The sequence below is a fragment of the Gordonia sihwensis genome (assembly GCF_029632925.1).
In the GTDB taxonomy this organism is placed as follows: domain Bacteria; phylum Actinomycetota; class Actinomycetes; order Mycobacteriales; family Mycobacteriaceae; genus Gordonia; species Gordonia sihwensis.
On sequence record NZ_CP121248.1, the window covers coordinates 2,080,776 to 2,100,464 of the forward strand.

At 67.5% G+C, this 19,689-nt stretch carries 18 protein-coding genes and 2 pseudogenes; 11 read left to right on the forward strand and 9 right to left on the reverse strand.

All coding sequences use genetic code 11. The features are described 5' to 3' along the window. Positions 1-10 precede the first annotated feature (10 nt). Entirely contained in the window at positions 11-664 is a 654-nt protein-coding gene (bluB, locus tag P5P27_RS10020) for a 5,6-dimethylbenzimidazole synthase (protein WP_006895033.1), read from the forward strand. A 97-nt stretch (positions 665-761) separates the two neighbouring features. Then, complete coding sequence (locus P5P27_RS10025; RefSeq protein ID WP_006895034.1) at positions 762-1,325, forward strand: peroxidase-related enzyme; 564 nt, start codon at positions 762-764, stop codon at positions 1,323-1,325. A gap of 10 nt (positions 1,326-1,335) precedes the next feature. On the opposite strand, the gene P5P27_RS10030 is transcribed toward P5P27_RS10025, so the two are convergent. From P5P27_RS10030 to P5P27_RS10050, 5 genes are read right to left on the reverse strand one after another with little or no spacing between them, the layout of a single operon-like run. Next, positions 1,336-2,073: a 1-acyl-sn-glycerol-3-phosphate acyltransferase gene (locus P5P27_RS10030; RefSeq protein ID WP_278127378.1), complete on the reverse strand. Its 738-nt coding sequence runs from the start codon at positions 2,071-2,073 to the stop codon at positions 1,336-1,338. Positions 2,074-2,127: 54 nt separating this feature from the next. After that, positions 2,128-3,132, reverse strand: a complete 1,005-nt coding sequence (locus P5P27_RS10035) for a glycine betaine ABC transporter substrate-binding protein (RefSeq protein ID WP_278127379.1) — start codon at positions 3,130-3,132, stop codon at positions 2,128-2,130. After that, positions 3,129-3,899, reverse strand: coding sequence for an ABC transporter permease (locus P5P27_RS10040; protein WP_006895037.1), 771 nt, complete (start codon positions 3,897-3,899; stop codon positions 3,129-3,131). The genes P5P27_RS10035 and P5P27_RS10040 overlap by 4 nt, the downstream gene beginning before the upstream one ends. Beyond that, a complete protein-coding gene (locus P5P27_RS10045; RefSeq protein WP_278127380.1) occupies positions 3,899-5,131 on the reverse strand; it encodes an ABC transporter ATP-binding protein in 1,233 nt (410 codons plus the stop codon). The genes P5P27_RS10040 and P5P27_RS10045 overlap by 1 nt, the downstream gene beginning before the upstream one ends. After that, the gene (locus tag P5P27_RS10050; protein ID WP_174302276.1) at positions 5,128-5,775 is read right to left on the reverse strand and encodes an ABC transporter permease; all 648 of its coding nucleotides are present in this window, start codon (positions 5,773-5,775) and stop codon (positions 5,128-5,130) included. The genes P5P27_RS10045 and P5P27_RS10050 overlap by 4 nt, the downstream gene beginning before the upstream one ends. A gap of 247 nt (positions 5,776-6,022) precedes the next feature. On the opposite strand from P5P27_RS10050, the gene P5P27_RS10055 reads away from it, so the two are divergent. Then, complete coding sequence (locus P5P27_RS10055; RefSeq protein ID WP_045538462.1) at positions 6,023-6,463, forward strand: MarR family winged helix-turn-helix transcriptional regulator; 441 nt, start codon at positions 6,023-6,025, stop codon at positions 6,461-6,463. Positions 6,464-6,475: 12 nt separating this feature from the next. Here P5P27_RS10055 and P5P27_RS10060 read toward each other — a convergent pair whose 3' ends face one another. Beyond that, on the reverse strand, positions 6,476-7,330 hold the full coding sequence (locus P5P27_RS10060; RefSeq protein ID WP_278127381.1) for a MarR family transcriptional regulator: 855 nt from the start codon (positions 7,328-7,330) through the stop codon (positions 6,476-6,478). Between the two features lie 112 nt (positions 7,331-7,442). On the opposite strand from P5P27_RS10060, the gene P5P27_RS10065 reads away from it, so the two are divergent. Together P5P27_RS10065 and P5P27_RS10070 are read left to right on the forward strand one after the other, a co-directional pair. Next, the gene (locus P5P27_RS10065) at positions 7,443-8,228 is read left to right on the forward strand and encodes an SDR family oxidoreductase (protein WP_045538464.1); all 786 of its coding nucleotides are present in this window, start codon (positions 7,443-7,445) and stop codon (positions 8,226-8,228) included. A gap of 56 nt (positions 8,229-8,284) precedes the next feature. Further along, positions 8,285-8,770 carry a nuclear transport factor 2 family protein gene (locus tag P5P27_RS10070; RefSeq protein ID WP_062367712.1) on the forward strand — a complete coding sequence of 162 codons (486 nt, stop codon included), beginning with the start codon at positions 8,285-8,287 and terminating at the stop codon, positions 8,768-8,770. A gap of 23 nt (positions 8,771-8,793) precedes the next feature. Here the strand turns inward: P5P27_RS10070 and P5P27_RS10075 are convergent, their stop codons facing one another. Next, positions 8,794-11,181 carry an ATP-binding cassette domain-containing protein gene (locus P5P27_RS10075; RefSeq protein ID WP_062367711.1) on the reverse strand — a complete coding sequence of 796 codons (2,388 nt, stop codon included), beginning with the start codon at positions 11,179-11,181 and terminating at the stop codon, positions 8,794-8,796. 148 nt (positions 11,182-11,329) lie between these two features. On the opposite strand from P5P27_RS10075, the gene P5P27_RS10080 reads away from it, so the two are divergent. Beyond that, on the forward strand, positions 11,330-12,040 hold the full coding sequence (locus P5P27_RS10080; RefSeq protein WP_006895045.1) for a CPBP family intramembrane glutamic endopeptidase: 711 nt from the start codon (positions 11,330-11,332) through the stop codon (positions 12,038-12,040). Between the two features lie 10 nt (positions 12,041-12,050). Here the strand turns inward: P5P27_RS10080 and P5P27_RS10085 are convergent, their stop codons facing one another. Next, the gene (locus P5P27_RS10085) at positions 12,051-13,997 is read right to left on the reverse strand and encodes a serine/threonine-protein kinase (protein ID WP_278127382.1); all 1,947 of its coding nucleotides are present in this window, start codon (positions 13,995-13,997) and stop codon (positions 12,051-12,053) included. 14 nt (positions 13,998-14,011) lie between these two features. Beyond that, positions 14,012-14,665: a phosphatase PAP2 family protein gene (locus P5P27_RS10090; RefSeq protein WP_278127383.1), complete on the reverse strand. Its 654-nt coding sequence runs from the start codon at positions 14,663-14,665 to the stop codon at positions 14,012-14,014. Between the two features lie 177 nt (positions 14,666-14,842). On the opposite strand from P5P27_RS10090, the gene P5P27_RS10095 reads away from it, so the two are divergent. The 5 genes and pseudogenes from P5P27_RS10095 to P5P27_RS20870 all read left to right on the forward strand — a co-directional run. After that, entirely contained in the window at positions 14,843-15,886 is a 1,044-nt protein-coding gene (locus tag P5P27_RS10095; RefSeq protein WP_006895048.1) for a phosphotriesterase family protein, read from the forward strand. A gap of 9 nt (positions 15,887-15,895) precedes the next feature. Then, the gene (locus P5P27_RS10100; RefSeq protein WP_006895049.1) at positions 15,896-16,357 is read left to right on the forward strand and encodes a Fur family transcriptional regulator; all 462 of its coding nucleotides are present in this window, start codon (positions 15,896-15,898) and stop codon (positions 16,355-16,357) included. Between the two features lie 95 nt (positions 16,358-16,452). Further along, complete coding sequence (gene katG, locus P5P27_RS10105) at positions 16,453-18,597, forward strand: catalase/peroxidase HPI (RefSeq protein WP_423201248.1); 2,145 nt, start codon at positions 16,453-16,455, stop codon at positions 18,595-18,597. 137 nt (positions 18,598-18,734) lie between these two features. Continuing rightward, positions 18,735-19,400: pseudogene (locus tag P5P27_RS10110) on the forward strand (LLM class flavin-dependent oxidoreductase); the annotation flags it as partial. Positions 19,401-19,471: 71 nt separating this feature from the next. Continuing rightward, a pseudogene (locus P5P27_RS20870) lies at positions 19,472-19,678 on the forward strand (transposase); the annotation flags it as partial. Positions 19,679-19,689 lie beyond the last annotated feature (11 nt).

The following is a 19,689-nucleotide window of genomic DNA, read 5'->3' on the forward strand; positions in this document are numbered from 1 at the left end:
GAGGCAGACGATGACCACCGCGCCCGAAGCCGAGGGCAGTTTCGGCGAGCAGTTCATCGAAGAGTTCGACCGACTCCTCCGCTGGCGCCGCGACGTGCGACGCTTCCGGACCGACCCGGTCGAGCCGCGACTGATTCAGGAGATCGTGGCCGCCGCCGAACTGGCGCCGTCCGTGGGCAACAGCCAGCCCTGGCGATGGGTCGAGGTCCGGTCGCCGGAGCTGCGGGCAGTGGTGAAATCCACCTTCGCCCGGTGCAATGCGGAAGCACTGGAGGGATACCGCGGCGAGCGTGCCCAGCAGTACGCCTCGCTCAAACTCGCCGGGCTCGATCAGGCACCTGTCCATCTCGCGGTCTTCAGTGAGGACCACCCGCAGCAGGGACACGGCCTCGGTCGTCGAACCATGCCCGAGACCCTCGCCTACTCCGTGGTCACGGCGATCAGCAGTCTCTGGCTCGCCGCCCGCGCCCGCGGCATCGGCGTCGGCTGGATCTCGATCGTCGAACCCGACGAGGTGCATCGGGCCCTCGGCGTTCCGCCCGGGTGGCGATTCGTCGCCTACCTCTGCATCGGCTATCCGGAAGAGGTGAACTCGGTGCCCGAACTCGAACGCGCGGGCTGGCAGGCCCGGACCGACCCGGAGACGCGCTACTTCATCCGCTGACTCGCCTAATCGGTACCGATCACTCGTTCGGTCGTCATACGATCGCCAGGGCCGCGCATTTCGGCGGCCGGACGACGTGCTGCGAGAGGAATTCCCCATGACCGACCGAATCACCGCGCTCGATCTGCCCGCCGGAGAACTGAGCGCCGACACGCTCAAGTACTTCGACGTCTGCCGCGAGAAGCTCGGGATGGTCCCGAACGTCCTGCAGGCGTACACCTTCGACGAGACCAAGCTTCGCGCCTTCACCGCGATGTACAACGACCTGATGCTGGCCGACTCGGGACTGTCGAAGCTGGAACGCGAGATGATCGCCGTCGTCGTCTCGTCGATCAACAAGTGCTATTACTGCCTCACGGCGCACGGAGCCGCCGTGCGCCAACTGTCGGGCGATCCCGAACTGGGCGAACTGCTCGTCATGAATTTCCGGGCCGCCGATCTGTCCGATCGTCACCGTGCGATGCTGCTCTTCGCCGAGAAGATGACCGAGCAGCCCTCGAAACTCGACGCCGCCGATCGAGAGGCGTTGCGCGCGGTGGGCTTCACCGATCGCGACATCTTCGACATCTCGTCGACCGCGGCGTTCTTCAACATGACGAACCGGGTGGCGAGCGGCATCGACATGCGTCCCAACCCGGAGTACTCGGCTCAAGCGCGATGACGTCCCGGCATCACCCGATCTGCAGCGACGCATGGGCGGCCGTGACGGCGCGCTGCAGTTCGGCGGCGACCAGCCGGGTCGTCTGCGCCGGAGTGGCCGCAGCGACCGCATCGAGTGCGATCGGGTCGCTGAAGACCACCACCGGGCGGTCCTGGTCCGGATAGGCGATGCCCGCGCACACCAACCACGGCCGACTCCCCTTCTTCAGTGCCCCGCTCGCGATGTGGCCGACTCCGCTGCTGACCTTCTGAAGCAGCCGGGGATCCTCCTCGTTGCACGTGCCCTCGGGGAAGATCGCGATCGAGTCTCCCCGACCCATCCGCTCGATGCAGACGTCCATCATCTGCTTGCCCGCGGTGGCCGCGGCGCGGAGACCGTGGTCCTTCTGACGGAAGACCGGAATGCCGCCGAGGTCGTCGATCTTGCGGCGACGGTCCGGATCGTCGAAGAGTTCGTCTTTGGCCAACACACGCATCCGCCCGATCCGCGGGCGCAGCGGCGACAAGAAGCCGGATGCGGCAAGGATGAACGGATCGGTCTGGCGCACGTGATTGGCGGCGATCACCAGCGGCACCTCGCTTCGCCGGACAACAGCGCGCAGACGGTCGTGCGCGTCGTCTTCGAAGCGAACACGCGGACGGTGTCGAGCCGCCAGTACGCCGTACATGGCGAGCGCCTTCATCCGGCTCTGACGGTGGTCGCTGTAATACCGGTACACCTCGTCGGCGTTCTCGAGCGTTACGTCCATGCGAGCTACGGTACCGTAACTTACGGTTCCGTAACCACGGGGAACAGCGTCGAGTCAGACTTTGACGAAGCCGTTCTCGACCAGCCAGTCGCGCGCGACGTCGGCCGGCTCGCGTCCGTCCACGTCCACCTGACGATTCAGCTCGCTGATCTGCTCCGACGTCAGCTTCGCCATCACCGGCGCCATCACCTTCGCGATAGACGGGAACTGTTCGTTGACATCGGAACGCATGGTGACCGCCGCGTTGTAGTGCGGGAAGAACTGCTTGTCGTCCTCCAGCACGTTGAGGTTCAGTGCCTTGATCCGGCCGTCGGTGGTGAAGACCTCTCCGAACACGCAATTCCCGTTGGCGACCGCCTGGTAGATGATGCCGGTCTGCAGGATCTGCATCTGCACCTGCGCCGGATCGAACCCGTACTTGGCGGCCATACCCGGGAAGCCGTCCTGCCGGCTGCGGAACTCGGTCTCGACGCAGGTGGTCGCCGCCGCGGGATCCTTCTTCACCAGCGCGGCGTAGTCGGAGATCGTCTTGACACCGGTCTTCGCGGCGTTCTCTTGATTCACCGCGAGGGCATAGGTGTTGTCCATCGGCGCCGGGTCGATCCAGACGATGCCGTTCTTCGCCAGATCCGCGTCACGGACGGCCTCGAACTGCTTGGTGGAGTCCGGGATCGGCTGTTCGTTGCCGAGATAGTTGATCCAGCCGGTACCGGTGTATTCGATCGTCACGTCCACCTGTCCCGCGGCCATCGCGTCGCGTGCGCTGTTGGATCCCTGAATGTTGGTCAGATCGCGGACGTTGGCGCCTGCGGCGGCGAGGGAGAAGCCGAGGATGTACCCCAGGATCACCTGCTCGGTGAAGTCCTTGGAGCCGACCGTGATGGTCTGTCCCTCGAGATCGGGCTGCACGGTGATCGAACCCGGCTTCACCGGCAGCGGAAGCGCACCGCCCGACTGCAGACCGCAGGCCGCGGCACCGAAGACGAGGGCGGCCACCGCGATCAGCGCGACGAGCGAGCGCAGTGGGCGGCGTGCGGCCGCGGGCAGGTGCGGTGTCATCGCAGCCCCTTGGGTCCGAGGTACCGTTCGGCGAGCGCGCCGAACCAGTCGACGACGAGCGCCAGCGCGACGGCCAGCACGGCTCCGACGACCAGTGTCACGTTGTCGCGCAACTTGTAACCGGTGTCGATCAGGATGCCCAGTCCCCCGGCGTCGACCAGGAAGCACAGGGTCGCCGTGCCGACCGCGAGCACCAGCGATGTCCGCAGGCCGGCGAGGATGAAGGGCACCGCCAGCGGCAGCTCCACCTGGGCCAGCACTCGCGGCTCCGACATCCCCTGTCCCTTGGCGGCGTCGATTGTCGCCGCATCGACCTCCTGCAGGCCGAGCATGCTGTTGCGCAGCACCGGGAGCAGCGAATAGAACGCGATCGGCAGCACGCCGATCCAGAAGCCCGTCGTGGCGGTCCAGAGGAAGAAGAGCACCAGCAGACCGATCGCCGGCGCCGCCTGCCCGATGTTGGCCACGCCGATGAAGAACGGTGCCAGCCAGCGGAATCGACGTCGTGTGACCAGCACGGCGAGCGGTACCGCCACCACGACGACGATCGCGGCGATCGCGACGGTCAAGGCCAGATGCTCACCGACGAGCTGCCCGATGTACGACGGATTGATGGTCGCCTTCTGGGTGGCGGTCAGGTCCCGGGAGAAGGCCCAACCGAGCACGCCCGCCGCGAGCAGCACCGCGATCGTCGGCTGAATCCACAGCTGAAGATTGCTGGCCCTCCCGGCACCGGTCTCCTTGGACACCGCCTCCGCGCTGGTCATCAGCTGGTGCCTTCCGGCGAGGCGTCCGCGGTCAGGTCCGCAGCTGGGTCATCGGCGTGCGGGTCGACGATCGCGGGACTGCCCTCGTGCTCCTCGCGCAGCGCGCGAATCGAGTCGATCAGCGTCTCGATGGTGACCACACCGACGTAGCGGCCGCGGGCACCGGTGACCACGGCGGACGCGTTACGTTCGGCGAGGATCGCTTCGAGCGCGTCCTGGAGGGTCGAGCTCGTGGCGACCGTCTCACCGAGCGGGATACCGACGCCGCGAATCGACGATGCGCCGACCAGGTGCCGCCCGTCAGTCCACCGGATCGGCCGGTCACGGCTGTCGAGGATGATTCCCCAGTCACTGCCGATCCGTGCAGCGAAGTCGGCGGCCGAATCTCCTTCGTGGGCCGTCGGCCGCTGCTCGATGTCCACGTCTCGCACGCGCAGCAGGTTGAGCTGCTGCAGCGACGCACCGGAGCCCACGAAGCCCTCGACGGTCTCGTTGGCGGGGTTGGCCAGAATCGCCTCCGGCGAGTCGTACTGCAGCACCTTCGAGCGCGCGCCGAGCACCGCGATCTTGTCGCCGAGTTTGACGGCCTCACTGAAGTCGTGGGTCACGAAGACGATGGTCTTGCGGAGTTCCGCCTGCAACTGCATCAACTGGTCCTGCAGGACGCCTCGGGTGATCGGGTCCACCGCGCCGAAGGGCTCGTCCATGAGCAGGACCGGAGGATCGGCGGCCAGGGCTCGCGCGACGCCGACGCGCTGCTGCTGTCCACCCGAGAGCTGGCGCGGATACCGACCGCCGAATTCGTCGGCGTCGAGGCCGACCATGTCGAGCAGTTCGTCGACTCGGTCGGCGATCCGCTTCTTATCCCATCTCAGCAGCTTGGGCACCACGGCGATGTTCTGTGCGACCGTCATGTGCGGGAAGAGGCCACCTTGCTGAATGGCGTACCCGATGCTCTGTCGCAGTTTGTTCGCGTCGATCGAGAGTGCGTCCCGGCCGCCGATGGTGATTCGGCCGCTCGTCGGCTCGATCAACCGATTGATCATGCGCATCGTCGTGGTCTTACCGCTGCCGGACGGCCCGACGAAGACCACGACCTCGCCTGCCGGAATGGTCAGAGAAACGTCTTCGACAGCAGGTTCGCGCTGGCCGGGATAGATCTTCGAGACATGCTCGAGAACGATCTCGACTCCGGAGATCTCATTCTCTGCGTCATCTTTGCTGTGGGTCAACGGATCCCTTTCGACGTTGTCAATCGGCCGATCAGGACATAGATCCCGTCGAGGATCAAAGCCAGGATGACGATCAACACGGTGCCCGTCAGCGCCTGCGGAATAGCCGTGGGGCTACCGACGCGCGACAGACCGGAGAAGATGAGATTGCCCAGGCCGGGGCCCTTCGCGTAGGCCGCGATCGCCAGGATTCCCATCGCCATCTGCGTCGCGACACGCATGCCGGTGAGGATCGACGGCCATGCCAGCGGCAACTCGACCCGCGTCAGCACGCGGAGACGACTCATTCCGATGCCGCGTGCGGCATCGGTGACCGCGGGGTCGACCGCGCCGAGACCGACGATGGTGTTACGCACGATCGGCAGAAGCGAGTACATCGTCAGCGCAATGACGGTCGGCGGAACACCGAGGCCCACTATCGGAATGAGCAGACCGAGAAGTGCGAACGACGGAATGGTCAGAATGGTGCTCGAGAGCGCCGTTGCGATAGCCGAGCCTCCGGGGCTGCGATATACCGCGATTCCGACGCCCACTCCGATGATCGTCGCCAGGAGTAGACACTGAATCACTGCGCTGACGTGCAAGTAGGAATCGACCACAAGTTGCGACTTGCGGCTCGATATGAAATCCCAGATCCCGTTCAGAACAATTCCCCTCTATTAGCGTTTTCACCGTAGCGCATATCGGCGGACGGTTCGCGCGGTCACGGTGTAATCGCAGGTCAGAACCTAGCGTCGCGCACCGATTCCGACAGAGCGCAAAGGAGCGACGTTCACACTTCGGCGGCGGCTGCGGGCGTGGAGACCCCGCCGGTGGCCGCATACGCGACCCGAGCCCTCCGGGAGCCTCCGACTACCATGCGTGGGAACGGTTCATCGGAGGAGGCAGCAGGTGTCGGACAACGAGGAGCAGCTCGTCGACGTGCGTTCGCTGCACCACCGGCTCGTGCGGATCAATCGAGTGCTGCGGGTGGCCGGTTCCGGTTCCGGTCTCAGCGCTGGAACCGCCGCGGCCCTGTGGTCGATCACCCAGCACGCACCCCTTCGGCTGTCCCGGCTGGCCGAGATCGAATCGGTCTCCACCCCCGCCATCTCGCGGATCGTCACCGGCCTGGAGGATATGGGCTACGTGGAGCGGCGACCCGATCCACTCGATGCGCGGGCCCGACTGCTCTATCCCACCGAATCGGGGTGCGAAGTGGTCTCGACGACGCGGAACGCCCGGGTGCGGCGGATCGCCGAGGCTCTCGAGACGCTCGAACCGGCCGACCGGCAACTCGTCGAGCGCGCCTTCGAACTCCTCAGCGACGCCTTGGCGGCGAGTGAAGTCTGAGCCGCCGCCGGATCAAATGAGTGCCGAGATCCGGTCCGCCGCCTCGACGAGCGCGGTCACGAGCCTGCGACGCTCGCGACCGTCCACCGCCGATTTGAGCACCCCCAGCTGCAACTCGAACTCGGCCTGGTCGCCGACGAAGACCGGTGCTGCGAGATAGCTGATCGGCTGCGCGTCAGCGCCGTCGAGTTCGTCGTCGGAATACGCACGCGACGACAATTGCGCGAGCCGACGGGTCGCCGTGTGGCGGAGCGCGGGGTCGATGAGAAGCGGACCCACCGCGCCGAGCAACTCGGCGAGCACCTCGACGAGCATCGCGTCCGACGACTCCGGGCGGTACGCCGCGAAACCGCGCCGACGTACCGATTCGAGCAGGAGCCTCCGTCTCGGACGGTCTCGCTCGCCCAGCCAGGCCTCCTGGTCGGCCTCCCGCCAGGCCATCGCCGCGGCCCCGACGGGAAAGACGATCGCCAACGACTGGCCGAGCCCCAGTCCGGGAACCGGCCGCACCTCGCTGTGCCGTTTGGCGACGACGGTCATCGCGCCGGGCGCCATCCGCGCGAGCGTCACTCCGCAGTCGGTGGCCGCGACGAGTTCGTCGAGAACCTGCGCCACGTCCGGATTCGGCAGGTGAAGCGCCGGAGGCGAGACTCCGCCGAGTGCCATCGCCGCCGGGCCCAGCCGATAGGCACGAGAGGCGTCGCGCTCAGCCCACCCCGCGTCGTCGAGCTCGGCCAGGATCGCCGACATCGTGGCGCGGGCCACTCCCAGCTCGTCGGCGATCTCCGCGATGGTCTGCGGGCGCTCGACGCGGGCGAGAAGTTCGAGGGTGTCGATCACCCGGCGCGTCGGTGGCGATCCGGCCATGTGTGTCCTCCCCCGCATGCGGGCCGATCTTGTGTCGCGTCTCATACCCCGCTACCTTGTGACGGATATTCAATCACACCTATTCGAATATTCGATTCATGAAGGCGGTCCCATGAGCCAGACCCAGTCCCTCGAGGGCAGAACAGCGATCGTGACGGGTGCCGGCCGCGGCATCGGAGCCGGCATCGCGCTCGGTCTCGCGGAAGCCGGCGCCGACCTGGTGATCGCTGCCCGCAGTGCCGACCAACTCGAGCAGGTCGCCGACCGGATCCGGAGACTGGGCCGACGCGCGATCACCGTGCCCGCGAATGTCGCCGAAGACGACCCCGCCGATCTGGTCGACGCCGCCACGCGGGAGTTCGGTGCGCTCGACATCGTCGTCAACAACGTCGGCGGCGCCCTCCCGAAGCCCTTTCTGCAGACCAGCGTCAAAGCACTCGTCGGTGCCTTCGCGTTCAACGTCGGGACGGCGCACGCGCTCAATCTGGCGGCCGTACCGAGCATGCTGTCCAACGACCGCGGCGGTTCGATCATCAACATCACCTCGTCGATCACGACTCAGCCGGGACGCGGGCTGCTGGCCTACGGAACGGCTAAAGCGGCCCTCGCGCACTACACCCGGATGGCCGCGCAGGACCTGTCGCCGCGCATTCGGATGAACGCCATCGCACCCGGCACCATCAACACACCCGCGCTCGGTTACGTCGCCGAGGACGACGCGATCCGCGAGGAGATCGTCAGCCGCACCCCGCTGCGCCGACTGGGTGTGCCGGACGACATCGCCGCCGCCGCGGTGTTCCTGGCAGGCGACGGCTCGGCGTACATGACCGGCAAGACCATCGAGGTGGACGGCGGTCTCATCGCCCCCAACATGGTGATGCCGCTCCCCGATCTCTGACCGCCCGCCCCATCACCGGCCGACGACCTCCCGCCGACAGCCCCTAGGACTCCCCCATGACGATCACCACCGCCGACGATCTGCGCGCCATCGAGACCGTGAAGTACCGCTACCTGCGAGCCGTCGACACGAAGGACTGGTCGGCGCTGGCCGACACGCTCACCGACGACGTGCACGCCGAATACGGATCGCAGGTGAACGGCCGGCCGCTGACCTTCGACGACCGAGCCTCTCTGGTCGCACATCTGAGCACGATCATGGCTCCGACCATGGTGACCGAGCATCGCGTCGACCATCCGATCATCGAAACCGACGGCGACACCGCCACCGGCAGCTGGTACCTGCAGGACCGCGTCATCGTTCCGGAGTACGACGTCATCATCATCGGAGCCGCGTTCTACCGCGACGCCTACCGGCGGACACCCGACGGCTGGCGCATCAGTTCCACCGGATACGAGCGCACCTTCGAGGCGCGAGGCAGTCTGTCGGCGGCCCGGATGCACGTGGAGCAGGGACCGGCCGTCCACCGGCCCGCGACGTAGCGCGGGAGCCTCCGACACCGGGTTCAGTCGGCGCCGGTACCCGCGCCCACGTACTCGGCCAGGTGCCGGCCGGTGAGGGTGGAAGCCGATGCGACGAGGTCGCGCGGCGTTCCCTCGAAGACCACGCGGCCGCCGTCGTCACCCGCGCCCGGACCGATGTCGACGATCCAGTCGGCGTGCGCCATGACCGCCTGGTGATGCTCGATCACGATCACCGAGCGCCCCGCCTCCACCAGGGCGTCGAGTAACCCGAGCAGTTGTTCGACGTCGGCCAGATGCAGTCCGGTCGTCGGTTCGTCGAGGATGTATACGCCGGCCTTCTCAGTCATCGCGATCGCGAGCTTGATGCGCTGGCGCTCGCCTCCCGAGAGCGTGGTGAGCGGCTGGCCGAGGGTCAGATAGCCCAGTCCGACGTCGGAGAGACGCTTGAGGATCTTGTGGGCTGCCGGCGTGCGTGCGTCACCGTCGTCGAAGAACTCCAACGCCGTGTCCACCGACATCGCCAGCACCTCGCTGATGTCCCGGCCGTCGACCCGGTAGTCGAGCACCGCGGCGTCGAACCGCTTCCCCTCGCAGACTTCGCACGGCGTCGCCACGCCGGCCATCGTGGCGAGATCGGTGTAGATCACGCCCGCGCCTTTGCAGTTCGGGCACGCGCCGTCGGAGTTGGGGCTGAACAGAGCGGGTTTGACTCCGTTGACCTTCGCGAAGGTCTTCCGGATGGCGTCGAGCAGACCGGTGTAGGTCGCCGGGTTGCTCCGCCGGGAGCCGCGGATCGCCGTCTGGTCGATCGACACCGCGTCGGCGTCGGCGGGCAGCGAGCCGTGGATCAGGGAGCTCTTGCCCGACCCCGCGACACCGGTGATGACGGCGAGTACGCCGAGCGGGATGTCGACGTCCACGTGGCGCAGATTGTTGGTGGTGGCGTCTCGGATCTCCAAGAATCCCGACGGGGTCCGCACACTGTCCTTGAGCCGCGCGCGGTCGTGGAGATGACGCCCGGTCAAGGTGTCCGAGGCCGCCAATTGCTCGACGGTGCCCTCGAAGCAGATCTCTCCGCCCAGCGATCCGGCGCCCGGCCCGAGGTCGACCACGTGGTCGGCGATCACGATGGCCTCGGGTTTGTGCTCCACCACCAGGACCGTGTTCCCCTTGTCGCGCAGTCGCAGCAGCAGGGCGTTCATCCTGGCGATGTCGTGCGGATGCAGTCCCACGGTGGGTTCGTCGAAGACGTAGGTGATGTCGGTGAGCGATGATCCGAGGTGGCGGACCATCTTGGTGCGCTGAGCCTCCCCGCCCGACAGTGTTCCGGTGGGCCGTTCCAGGGACAGGTAGCCCAGGCCGATCTCGACGAACGACTCGAGTGCCGCATGGAGCTTCTCGACCAGCGGTGCCACCGTCGGCTCGTCGAGCCCCGCCACCCAGTCCGCGAGGTCGGAGATCTGCATCCGGCATGCGTCGGCGATGCTGACTCCGCCGATCCGGGAGTTCCGGGCGTGCTCGGCCAGTCGGGTGCCGTCGCACTCCGGGCAGGTCGTGGACGTGACCGCGCGTTCGATGAAGGCCCGCACATGCGGCTGCACAGAGTCGATGTCCTTGGACAGCATCGATTTGGTGATCTTCGGGATGATGCCCTCGTAGGTGAGGTTGATGCCCTCGACCTTGATCTTGGTGGCCTCGCGATAGAGCAGATCATCGCGTTCGCGATCGGAGAACCGGCCGACGGGCTTGTCCATGTCGAAGTAGCCGCTGCCCGCGAAGATGCGGCCGTACCAGCCGTCCATGCTGTAGCCGGGCACCTTGAGCGCTCCGCCGGACAGCGACTTGTCCGCGTCGTAGATCTCGCTCAGGTCGATGTCGGAGACCGTTCCCATCCCCTCGCATCGCGGGCACATCCCTCCGAGTTGCTCGAAGGACCGTCTGACCGCCTTGGTCTGCTTGCCTCGCTGGACTTTGATCGCACCGCCGCCCGACACGGTCGGGACGTTGAACGAGTACGCGTTGGGGCTGCCCACGTGGGGATCGCCGAGCTTGCTGAACAGGATCCGCAGCATCGCGTTGGCGTCGGTGACGGTGCCGACCGTCGACCGCGGATTCGCACCGATCCGCTCCTGGTCGACGATGATGGCAGTGGTGATGCCGTCGAGCACATCGACGTCCGGGCGGGCCAGCGTCGGCATGAATCCCTGGACGAACGCGCTGTAGGTCTCGTTGATCAGCCGTTGCGACTCGGCTGCGATGGTGCCGAAGACGAGCGAGCTCTTTCCGGACCCGGAGACTCCGGTGAAGGCGGTGAGCCTGCGCTTCGGCAGTTCGACGCTGACGTCTTTGAGGTTGTTGACCCGCGCGCCACCGACTCTGATGACGTCGTGACTGTCGGCGGGCGCGGTAGTGGGGCGGTCGGCAGACATGGAGCACATTGTCCCCTACCCGGACCGGATCGCGTGGACGCTCCGGGAGGGGCCCGGTCCGGGTATTGTTCGGTGGTTCCCACACTGCCGCATGTCAGATAGCTCAGGTGGCGGGGGATGCTCGAAGAATCGTCAGACCGGAGGCCGAGTGAGCCAGGCGCGCAACCATCGAGACTGGGCGATCGTCGGCGTCGTGGTCGCGGCATTGATCACGGTCAACGCCCTGGCGCATTTCGCCGGGCATTGGCCGGGGCTCCTCGCGGTTCCGGTGGGCGCGGTCGCGGTGGTGCTCCTCGCGCGGATGCGGGGCCTGGCGTGGTCGGAGATGGGCATCAGCTCCTCGGAGCTGAAGTACGGGTTCCGGTGGTCGGCGATCGTCGTGGTCGCGGTCGTCGTGGTGGTCGGTGCCGGCGTCGCCATCCCCTGGACCCGGACGTTCTTCCTGAACGACCGCTACTCGTCCGCGCGTGACGCGCTGCTCGCCGCTCTTGTGTGGATTCCCGTGCAGACCGTGCTTCCCGAGGAACTGTTGTTCCGCGGTGTGCTGCAGGGATCGTTGCGGCGAGTGATGAGCCGGCGGCTCACTCTGATCGCCGGTGCGGCCCTGTTCGGTTTGTGGCACATCGCCTCGTCGCTCGGACTCTCGGCGGGGAACGCCGGTGTCACCGATGCGATCGGCGCCGGCGTCGGAGCCGCCGTCGCCGGCGTGGTCGGCGCGGTGGTCGCGACCTCCGCGGCCGGATGGATCCTCGGCTGGCTGCGCTTCCGAACGGCCAATCTGCTCGCCCCGATCGTCCTGCACTGGACTCTCAACGCCTCGGGTGCGCTCGGCGCCGCCCTGGCCTGGCAGCTGCTCTGACTCGCGCCGATCAATTCCCGGTCTGCACGCGGAGATTCACGATCGCCTTGTCGACTTCGGCCCTGGTGGTCGCATCGTTGATCGGACTCACTCCGAAGGCGAAGGTCATCGGAGAACTGTTCACGACGACCACCGTGACATCGTCACCGAGCACACCGGAGCGCTGATTGCGGACGTCGATGCGAGCCCGGATCAGCGTGTACTCGGTGATCTTGTTGTCGAGCCGGTCGTTGCGCACGTCCTCGATCCGGGCCGGTGAGGCGTCGACTCCCGAGTACCCCGAACTCGACGACAGACACTCCACCAGTTTCCTGGCGATGGGCTCCGTGCGATCGCGGAAGGATGCGGGCAGCGTGCCGACGGCGATCTGCGCCATCCACCCCGACGTGCCGGCCGGGCGTGAGGCTTTGATGCCGTTGGCCGTCACCGCGAACGGGATCTGCGAGATGTTGTCGGGATCCCAGCCGCTGACCGGAAGGTCGTTCGACGGAATGGAGATCGGTCCGGTCCCGACTCTGGACGCGGACGACGACTGCGTCGTGACCCCGCCCGCACACAGCGTCGGAACGCCGGCGACCACCGCGGGCCCGCCGGCAGTGGTCGAGGGAGCCGACGTACTCACCGGCGACGACGTCGACTCGGGAGTGGACGGCACGGTGGACGTCCCGGCCGCGGTGTCGGGACCGTCGTCGCCGCGGAAGACGAAGAATCCGGCGACCGCGATCGCCGCGAGGACGACCAGCACTATCGCCGCCACGATCACGGCTTTCCGCCTGCCGGTGTCCGTCGGCTCGGGCGGATACCCGGGCGCACCGTAGGGCTGCTGCCGGCCGAAGTCTCCGGGCGGCGGCCCGAAATGAGGTGGCTGCTGTGCCGGGGGCTGCTGTATCGGGGGCTGCGGTACCGGAGATTGCGGTACCGGGGGCGGGCCGAAGGCGCCGATTCGGGGACGCTGCGGGTAGGGCTGCGCCGGCGACGGGCCCTGCTGCGCCGGCGGCGACTGCGGCGCGAGGGGCGCGGTGGGCTGTGCCCCGCTGTGCGGTGGGGTCGGAGCCGGATTGATCATCGTCGGCGCGTACGCCGCCGGAGCCTGCGGCGTCGCCGCCTGCGGTGTGAAGCCCGGTCTGCGCAGCGCCCCGTCCAATTCGTCCGCGAACTCTCGGCACGTCCGGTACCTGCGGGCGGGGTCCTTGTCCATCGCCCGTGCGAGGACCAGGTCGACGGCGGGTGCCAGAGTGGGCAGAACCGCGGTGGCGCTCGGGGCCGGAGCGTGGAGATGAGCGTTGATGATGTCGGTCGGTTTCGCGAGCGGGAACGGCGCTCGGCCGGTCAGGAGCCGGAACGCGGTACAGGCAAGCGCGTATTGGTCGGTGCGTCCGTCGAGTGCGGCCCCGCGCAACTGCTCCGGTGAGCAGTACTGGATCGACCCCACCGTCAGGTTCGCCGCTGTCAGCGCGGTGTCGCTGGTGGTGGTGCGAGCGATTCCGAAGTCGGTGAGATACACCTTGCGGTGCGCCGCGGTCGAGTCGTCCACCAGAATGTTCGCGGGCTTGACGTCGCGGTGCAGCATTCCCCGCGAGTGCGCGTAGTCGAGAGCGTCCGCGACGGCGCCGATCATCTCGCAGACCGTCGCCCGGTCGAGCGGTCCCGACTGCTGGAGCAGGGCGTCGCCGTCCGCCCCGGGGACGTACTTCATCGCGATCCAGAGCTGCCCCTCGAACTCACCGCGGTCGTACACGCTCACGATGCCCGGGTGATCGAGTTGGGACGCCAGATCGGCCTCACGGATGAATCGGGCCCGATAGGTGGGGTCACCGGTCAGCTCGGCGGGCAGCACCTTGAGCGCATCTTCCCGGGGGAGCCGCGGATGTGCGACCAGGTACACCTCCCCCATGCCGCCGACCCCGAGTCTTCGCTCGATCAAGTAGTTGGCGAAGTACTGGCCCGGGCTCAACATGGGAACAGCCTAGGTCATGACCTCGCATGCAGCGGCGCATGCCGCAGCACCGCGTGCACCAGCGGCGGAACGATCAGCGCGGCGGCTGCCCCGACCAGAATGCCTGCGGTCACATCGGTGATCCAATGCATTCCGAGGTAGAGCCGGGATGCGGCGGCCGCGAGCACCACGGCCAGCGCTCCGCACGCCGCGACGACTCTGGTTGCGGCGGACGCCGACGCCGCGGTGACCGCGACCAGCCCGAACGCGAGCGCCGCGGTGCCGGTGGTGTGTCCGGACGGGAACGACCCAGCGGTCTCATGGGCCTCGAGTTGCCAGGCGACCGGAGGCCGGGTCCGATGCACCGCGATCTTGAACACCTCCGCGACGGCGGCCGCGGCGACGACCGTCGAGAGCAGGGCCGCGGCTCGCTCGACGCCGCCGTCTCGGCGCCACAGGACCATCGCGGCCACCGCGCCGAGGACGATGGTTCCGACAGGGCTGAGAGCGGTGGAGAGAAACACGGCGACGCCGGTCGCGGTTCCGGAACGCTGTCCGAGCGTCCACTCCCACACGCTCCGGTCGGCGGCGAGCGGGCCGTGGACGTCGTAGACGACCGCACCGAGAGCGGCGGTCGTGAGCAGCAGTAGGACTCCGACGGTCATCGAGGGCTTCGGCATACCGTCCATCTTCGGCTCCGCTCACTGAGCAGACGCTGAGAAGTCCGCAGGTCGGGGCCCGATCTGCGAACCATGAGCAGTGCGGTGGGACGGCTTCTGCGGTATCGGCGCCAAGGCGCGTCTCCTGCGGCTAGGTTGGCAATGATCGCGGGCGCCGCTACGGTGCCCATTTCTGTGAGAGGCGCCATGGAGAGCATCGAAACCGCGGCCGGTCCGATCGACGCGGACCGCCTGGGCAACGTGCTCTCCCACGAACACATCTTCGTCGTGAACGACGACTATCGCGTCAACTTCCTGCCGGATTGGGACGAGCAGGCCCAGATCGATGCGGCGGTCGCCACGCTGACCCGACTCAAGGCCTCGGGCATCGACACACTGATGGATGTCTCGGTGCCCGGGCTCGGCCGCAACGTGGAACGGATCGCCGCCGTAGCCGACCGCGTGGACCTCAACATCGTGCTGGCCACCGGCCTGTACACCTATCACGATCTGCCTTTTCAGTTTCATTACACCGGACCCGGACTCGGTTTCGACGCGCCGGACCCGCTCGAGCGCCGGTTCGTCCGTGACCTGACAGTCGGCATCGGCCGCAGCGCGATCAGGGCCGGGTTCCTTTACTGCGCGATCGAATCCGAGGGATTGAGCACGGGCGTCGAGCGCGTGATGCGGGCCGTGGGACGGGCGGCTGTCGAGACAGGCGCGCCGGTGGTGGTCCACACGAACCCGCACACCGCATCCGGACTGGTGGCCCAGCGGGTCCTGGCCGAAGAGGGCGTCGATCTGAGCCGGGTCCGGATGTCGCATTGCGGCGACACCACGGATCTGGACTACCTCATGAGGCTGGCCGATGCCGGCTCGCTGCTCGGACTCGATCGATTCGGCGTCGACGTCCTCCTGCCGTACGCCGACCGTATGCGCACGCTTCTCGCTCTGATCGAGCGCGGGTACTCCGACCGGATCATGCTGTCGCAGGACGCCTTCTGCTTCAGCGACTGGTTCGAACCTGCGAGCCTGGCCGAGGCCGCGCCGGACTGGGACTACTTCCAGGTGACCGGCCGCGTGATTCCTGATCTTCTCGCCGCCGGCGTGAGCCGCGAGGTCATCGACACGATGATGCGCGCCGTCCCTCGGGCCTTTCTGACCAGGTCGGCGGGCTCGTCCGTGTCGAGTGACGCCGTCATCACCGTGGCAGATTTCGAGAAAACTGGATTTAGTCCAGAAAAGCCGTAGAGTGGGGGCATGGCCACCGACTACTCCACCGTCATCCGGCGATCCGGGCTGAGAGTCACCCGGCCCAGACTGGCCGTGTTGGCGGCCGTGGACGCGCATCCGCATGCCGAGACCGAGACCGTTCTGACGACGGTTCGCGAAGAACTGCCCGGCGTCTCGCGGCAAGCGGTGTACGACGTCCTCCACGCGTTGACCGACGCCGGCCTGATCCGGCGGATCCAGCCGTCGGGACACGTCTGGCTCTACGAGACGCGGATCGCGGACAACCATCACCACCTGGTCTGCCGGGTATGCGGAGACGTCCGCGACGTCGACTGCGCGGTCGGTGAGGCCCCGTGTCTGCAGGCGGCCACCGACCACGGCTTCCAGATCGACGAGGCCGAGGTCATCTACTGGGGCGTCTGCCCCGACTGTCTCGCCGCCGAGGACGTTCCGGGCGACTCCGGTCGTCCTGACAGTTCAGCTCACTGATCGCCACCCCGGAGTTTCACCCACCGAAAGGAACCGCAGTGTCCGACCAACAGCCCGTTCAGAACGCATCAGGATGTCCGGTCCACGCGGCCGCGATGGCAGCCCCTGCCGAAGGCGGCGGCAACCGTGACTGGTGGCCGAAGCAGTTGAATCTCAAGCTCCTCGCCGAGAACCCGGCCGAAGGCGACCCGATGGGCGCCGACTTCGACTACGCCGCGGCCTTCGAATCCCTCGACCTCACCGCGGTCCGCCGCGACATCGAGGCGCTCATGCGCGATTCGAAGGCATGGTGGCCCGCCGACTACGGCCACTACGGCCCGCTGTTCATCCGGATGGCCTGGCATTCGGCCGGCACATACCGCGTCGCCGACGGTCGCGGCGGCGCCGGCCACGGCATGCAGCGGTTCGCGCCCCTCAACAGTTGGCCCGACAACGCGGGCCTCGACAAAGCACGCCGACTGCTGTGGCCGATCAAGAAGAAGTACGGCTCCGCGCTGTCGTGGGGCGACCTCATCATCTTCGCCGGCAACGTGGCCCTCGAATCGATGGGCTTCAAGACCTTCGGGTTCGCCGGCGGCCGCACCGAGAAGTGGGAACCGGAGGAGATCTACTGGGGACCGGAGACCACCTGGCTCGACGACGAACGCTACACCGGCGACCGCGACCTCGAGAATCCGCTCGCCGCCGTCCAGATGGGCCTCATCTACGTCAATCCCGAAGGCCCCAACGGGAATCCGGATCCGCTCAAGGCCGCCGTCGACATCCGCGAGACCTTCGGCCGGATGGCGATGAACGACGAGGAGACGGTCGCCCTGATCGCCGGCGGTCACACTTTCGGGAAGACGCACGGCGCGGGTCCGGCCGACCATGTCGGACCGCTGCCCGAGGACGCTCCGATGGAGAACATGGGGCTGGGCTGGAAGAGCACCTACGGCACCGGCTCGGGTGCCGACGCCATCAGCTCAGGGCTCGAGGGAGCGTGGAACAGCACGCCGATCACCTGGGACAACAACTTCTTCTGGACCCTCTTCGGCTACGAGTGGGAGACGTACACCGGTCCGGGCGGAGCCATCCAGTGGCGGCCCAAGGACAACGCCGGTTCCACCAGCGTCCCCGACCCGCAGGATCCCGACAAGCGGCATCAGCCCATGATGCTGACCACCGACATCGCTCTGCGCGAGGACCCGGTGTACGGCAAGATCTCGCGCCGTTTCCTGGAGAACCCGAACGAGTTCGCCGACGCCTTCGCACGCGCATGGTTCAAGTTGACGCACCGGGACATGGGCCCGCTTCCCCGTTACCTCGGCGACGAGGTCCCGTCGGAGACCCTGGTCTGGCAGGACCCAGTCCCCGTAGCGGACTACGAGCAGATCGACGACGCCGACGCCCAGGCGCTCAAGGAGCGGATCCTCGATTCGGGCCTGACCGTGTCGCAGCTGGTCAAGACGGCGTGGGCGGCTGCGGCGTCGTTCCGCGGCAGCGACAAGCGCGGCGGCGCCAACGGCGGTCGTCTCCGTCTCGAGCCGCAGCGCCACTGGACCGTCAATGAGCCCGCCGAGCTCGACGAAGTGCTCCCCGTCCTGGAGGGGATCGCCCAGGAGTTCAACGCCGGGTCCGGCGTCAAGCAGGTCTCGGTGGCGGACGTGATCGTCCTCGGCGGGGCCGCGGCGATCGAGAAGGCCGCGGGTGCGGCCGGCCACACGGTCCAGGTGCCGGTCTCACTCGGCCGCACCGACGCCACGCAGGAGAACACCGACGTCGAGTCGTTCAAGGTGATGGAGCCCCGCTGGGACGGTTTCCGCAACTACCTCGCCGCCGACGCGCCGATCCCGGCGGAGTACCTGCTGGTCGACCGCGCGCAGTTGCTTCAGCTCAGCGCCCCGCAGACGGCGGTGCTGGTCGGCGGTCTGCGTGTGCTCGGCGCCAATCACGGACGATCGCAGCACGGGGTGCTGACCGACCGTCCCGAGACGTTGACGAACGACTTCTTCGTCAACATCCTCGATATGGAGACAGAGTGGAGCGACGCCGGCGACGGCACTTTCGTCGGCGCCGACCTCGCCACCGGAGAGACGCGGTGGACGGCCACGCGCGCCGACCTCGTCTTCGGAGCCAACGCCCAGCTCCGGGCGCTGGCCGAGGTGTACGGGGCCGACGACGCCGAAGCCAAGTTCGTCGACGACTTCGTCGCCGCGTGGACGCAGGTGATGGACGCGGACCGGTTCGACCTGCACCGCTGACCGACTGACCAGGCCGAGATCCGTCGGGTCAGCGGCGTCCGAGGGTGATCCGCCCTCCGGCACCGCTGCCCCGACGGATCTCAGTTCAGCCCCCCGATGGCGGGCCTCGCCCGCGACTGCCCCGTTAGCCTCGAGGGATGAAACTCGGTCTGCAACTCGGATACTGGGGCGCCCAGCCGCCCACGAACCACCGCGAACTCGTTCAGGCCGCCGAACGGGCGGGCTTCGACTCCGTCTATACGGCGGAGGCCTGGGGTTCGGACGCCTACACTCCCCTCGCCTGGTACGGGAGCGACACCGAACGCCTCAGACTCGGCACGTCCGTGCTTCAGCTGTCGGCCCGCACGCCCACCGCGTGTGCGATGGCGGCCCTGACTCTCGACCACCTCTCGGGCGGCAGGCACATCGTCGGTCTCGGCGTCTCCGGCCCGCAGGTGGTCGAGGGCTGGTACGGCCAGCGATTCGCGAAGCCGCTGGCACGCACCAGGGAGTACGTCGACATCATGCGCCAGGTGTGGGCGCGGGAGGCACCGGTGACCAGTCCCGGACCGCATTATCCGCTCCCGCTGTCCGACGAGTCGGCGACCGGCCTCGGAAAACCCCTGAAGTCGATCGTGCATCCGCTGCGCCGGGACATCCCGGTCCACCTCGGCGCGGAGGGCCCCAAGAACATCGCCCTGGCCGCCGAGATCGCCGACGGCTGGCTTCCGCTGTTCTTCACACCCCGGATGGCCGACCAGTACAACGCCTGGCTCGACGAGGTGAATCGCCCCGGGTCTGATGGAGGCTCTCAATCCTGGGAAGGATGATGAGAGTCATGGCAGCACCGAGGAAGTACAGCGTTGAGCTCCAGCAGCGGGCGACGCGGATGGCGATGGACGCCAGGAAGGACCCCGAGTCCGCTCGTGGGGCGATCAAGCGGGTCGCCGATCAGCTCGGGGTTCATCCCGAAGCGCTTCGGAATTGGGTCCGTCAGGCCGAGATCGACGGCGGTGTTCGGCCGGGTACCACGACCGACGACGCGCAGCGGCTGGCCGAGCTCGAGCGCGAGGTCCGCGAACTGCGTCGGGCGAACGAGATGGCGGATTCAAG

Coding starts and splice junctions, on each gene's coding strand:
- bluB (WP_006895033.1), top strand. CDS start 11: ATGACCACCGCGCCCGAAGCCGAGGGCAGTTTCGGCGAGCAGTTCATC.
- P5P27_RS10025 (WP_006895034.1), top strand. CDS start 762: ATGACCGACCGAATCACCGCGCTCGATCTGCCCGCCGGAGAACTGAGC.
- P5P27_RS10030 (WP_278127378.1), bottom strand. CDS start 2,073: ATGGACGTAACGCTCGAGAACGCCGACGAGGTGTACCGGTATTACAGC.
- P5P27_RS10035 (WP_278127379.1), bottom strand. CDS start 3,132: ATGACACCGCACCTGCCCGCGGCCGCACGCCGCCCACTGCGCTCGCTC.
- P5P27_RS10040 (WP_006895037.1), bottom strand. CDS start 3,899: ATGACCAGCGCGGAGGCGGTGTCCAAGGAGACCGGTGCCGGGAGGGCC.
- P5P27_RS10060 (WP_278127381.1), bottom strand. CDS start 7,330: ATGGCCGGATCGCCACCGACGCGCCGGGTGATCGACACCCTCGAACTT.
- P5P27_RS10065 (WP_045538464.1), top strand. CDS start 7,443: ATGAGCCAGACCCAGTCCCTCGAGGGCAGAACAGCGATCGTGACGGGT.
- P5P27_RS10070 (WP_062367712.1), top strand. CDS start 8,285: ATGACGATCACCACCGCCGACGATCTGCGCGCCATCGAGACCGTGAAG.
- P5P27_RS10075 (WP_062367711.1), bottom strand. CDS start 11,181: ATGTCTGCCGACCGCCCCACTACCGCGCCCGCCGACAGTCACGACGTC.
- P5P27_RS10085 (WP_278127382.1), bottom strand. CDS start 13,997: ATGTTGAGCCCGGGCCAGTACTTCGCCAACTACTTGATCGAGCGAAGA.
- P5P27_RS10090 (WP_278127383.1), bottom strand. CDS start 14,665: ATGGACGGTATGCCGAAGCCCTCGATGACCGTCGGAGTCCTACTGCTG.
- P5P27_RS10095 (WP_006895048.1), top strand. CDS start 14,843: ATGGAGAGCATCGAAACCGCGGCCGGTCCGATCGACGCGGACCGCCTG.
- P5P27_RS10100 (WP_006895049.1), top strand. CDS start 15,896: ATGGCCACCGACTACTCCACCGTCATCCGGCGATCCGGGCTGAGAGTC.
- katG (WP_423201248.1), top strand. CDS start 16,453: ATGGCAGCCCCTGCCGAAGGCGGCGGCAACCGTGACTGGTGGCCGAAG.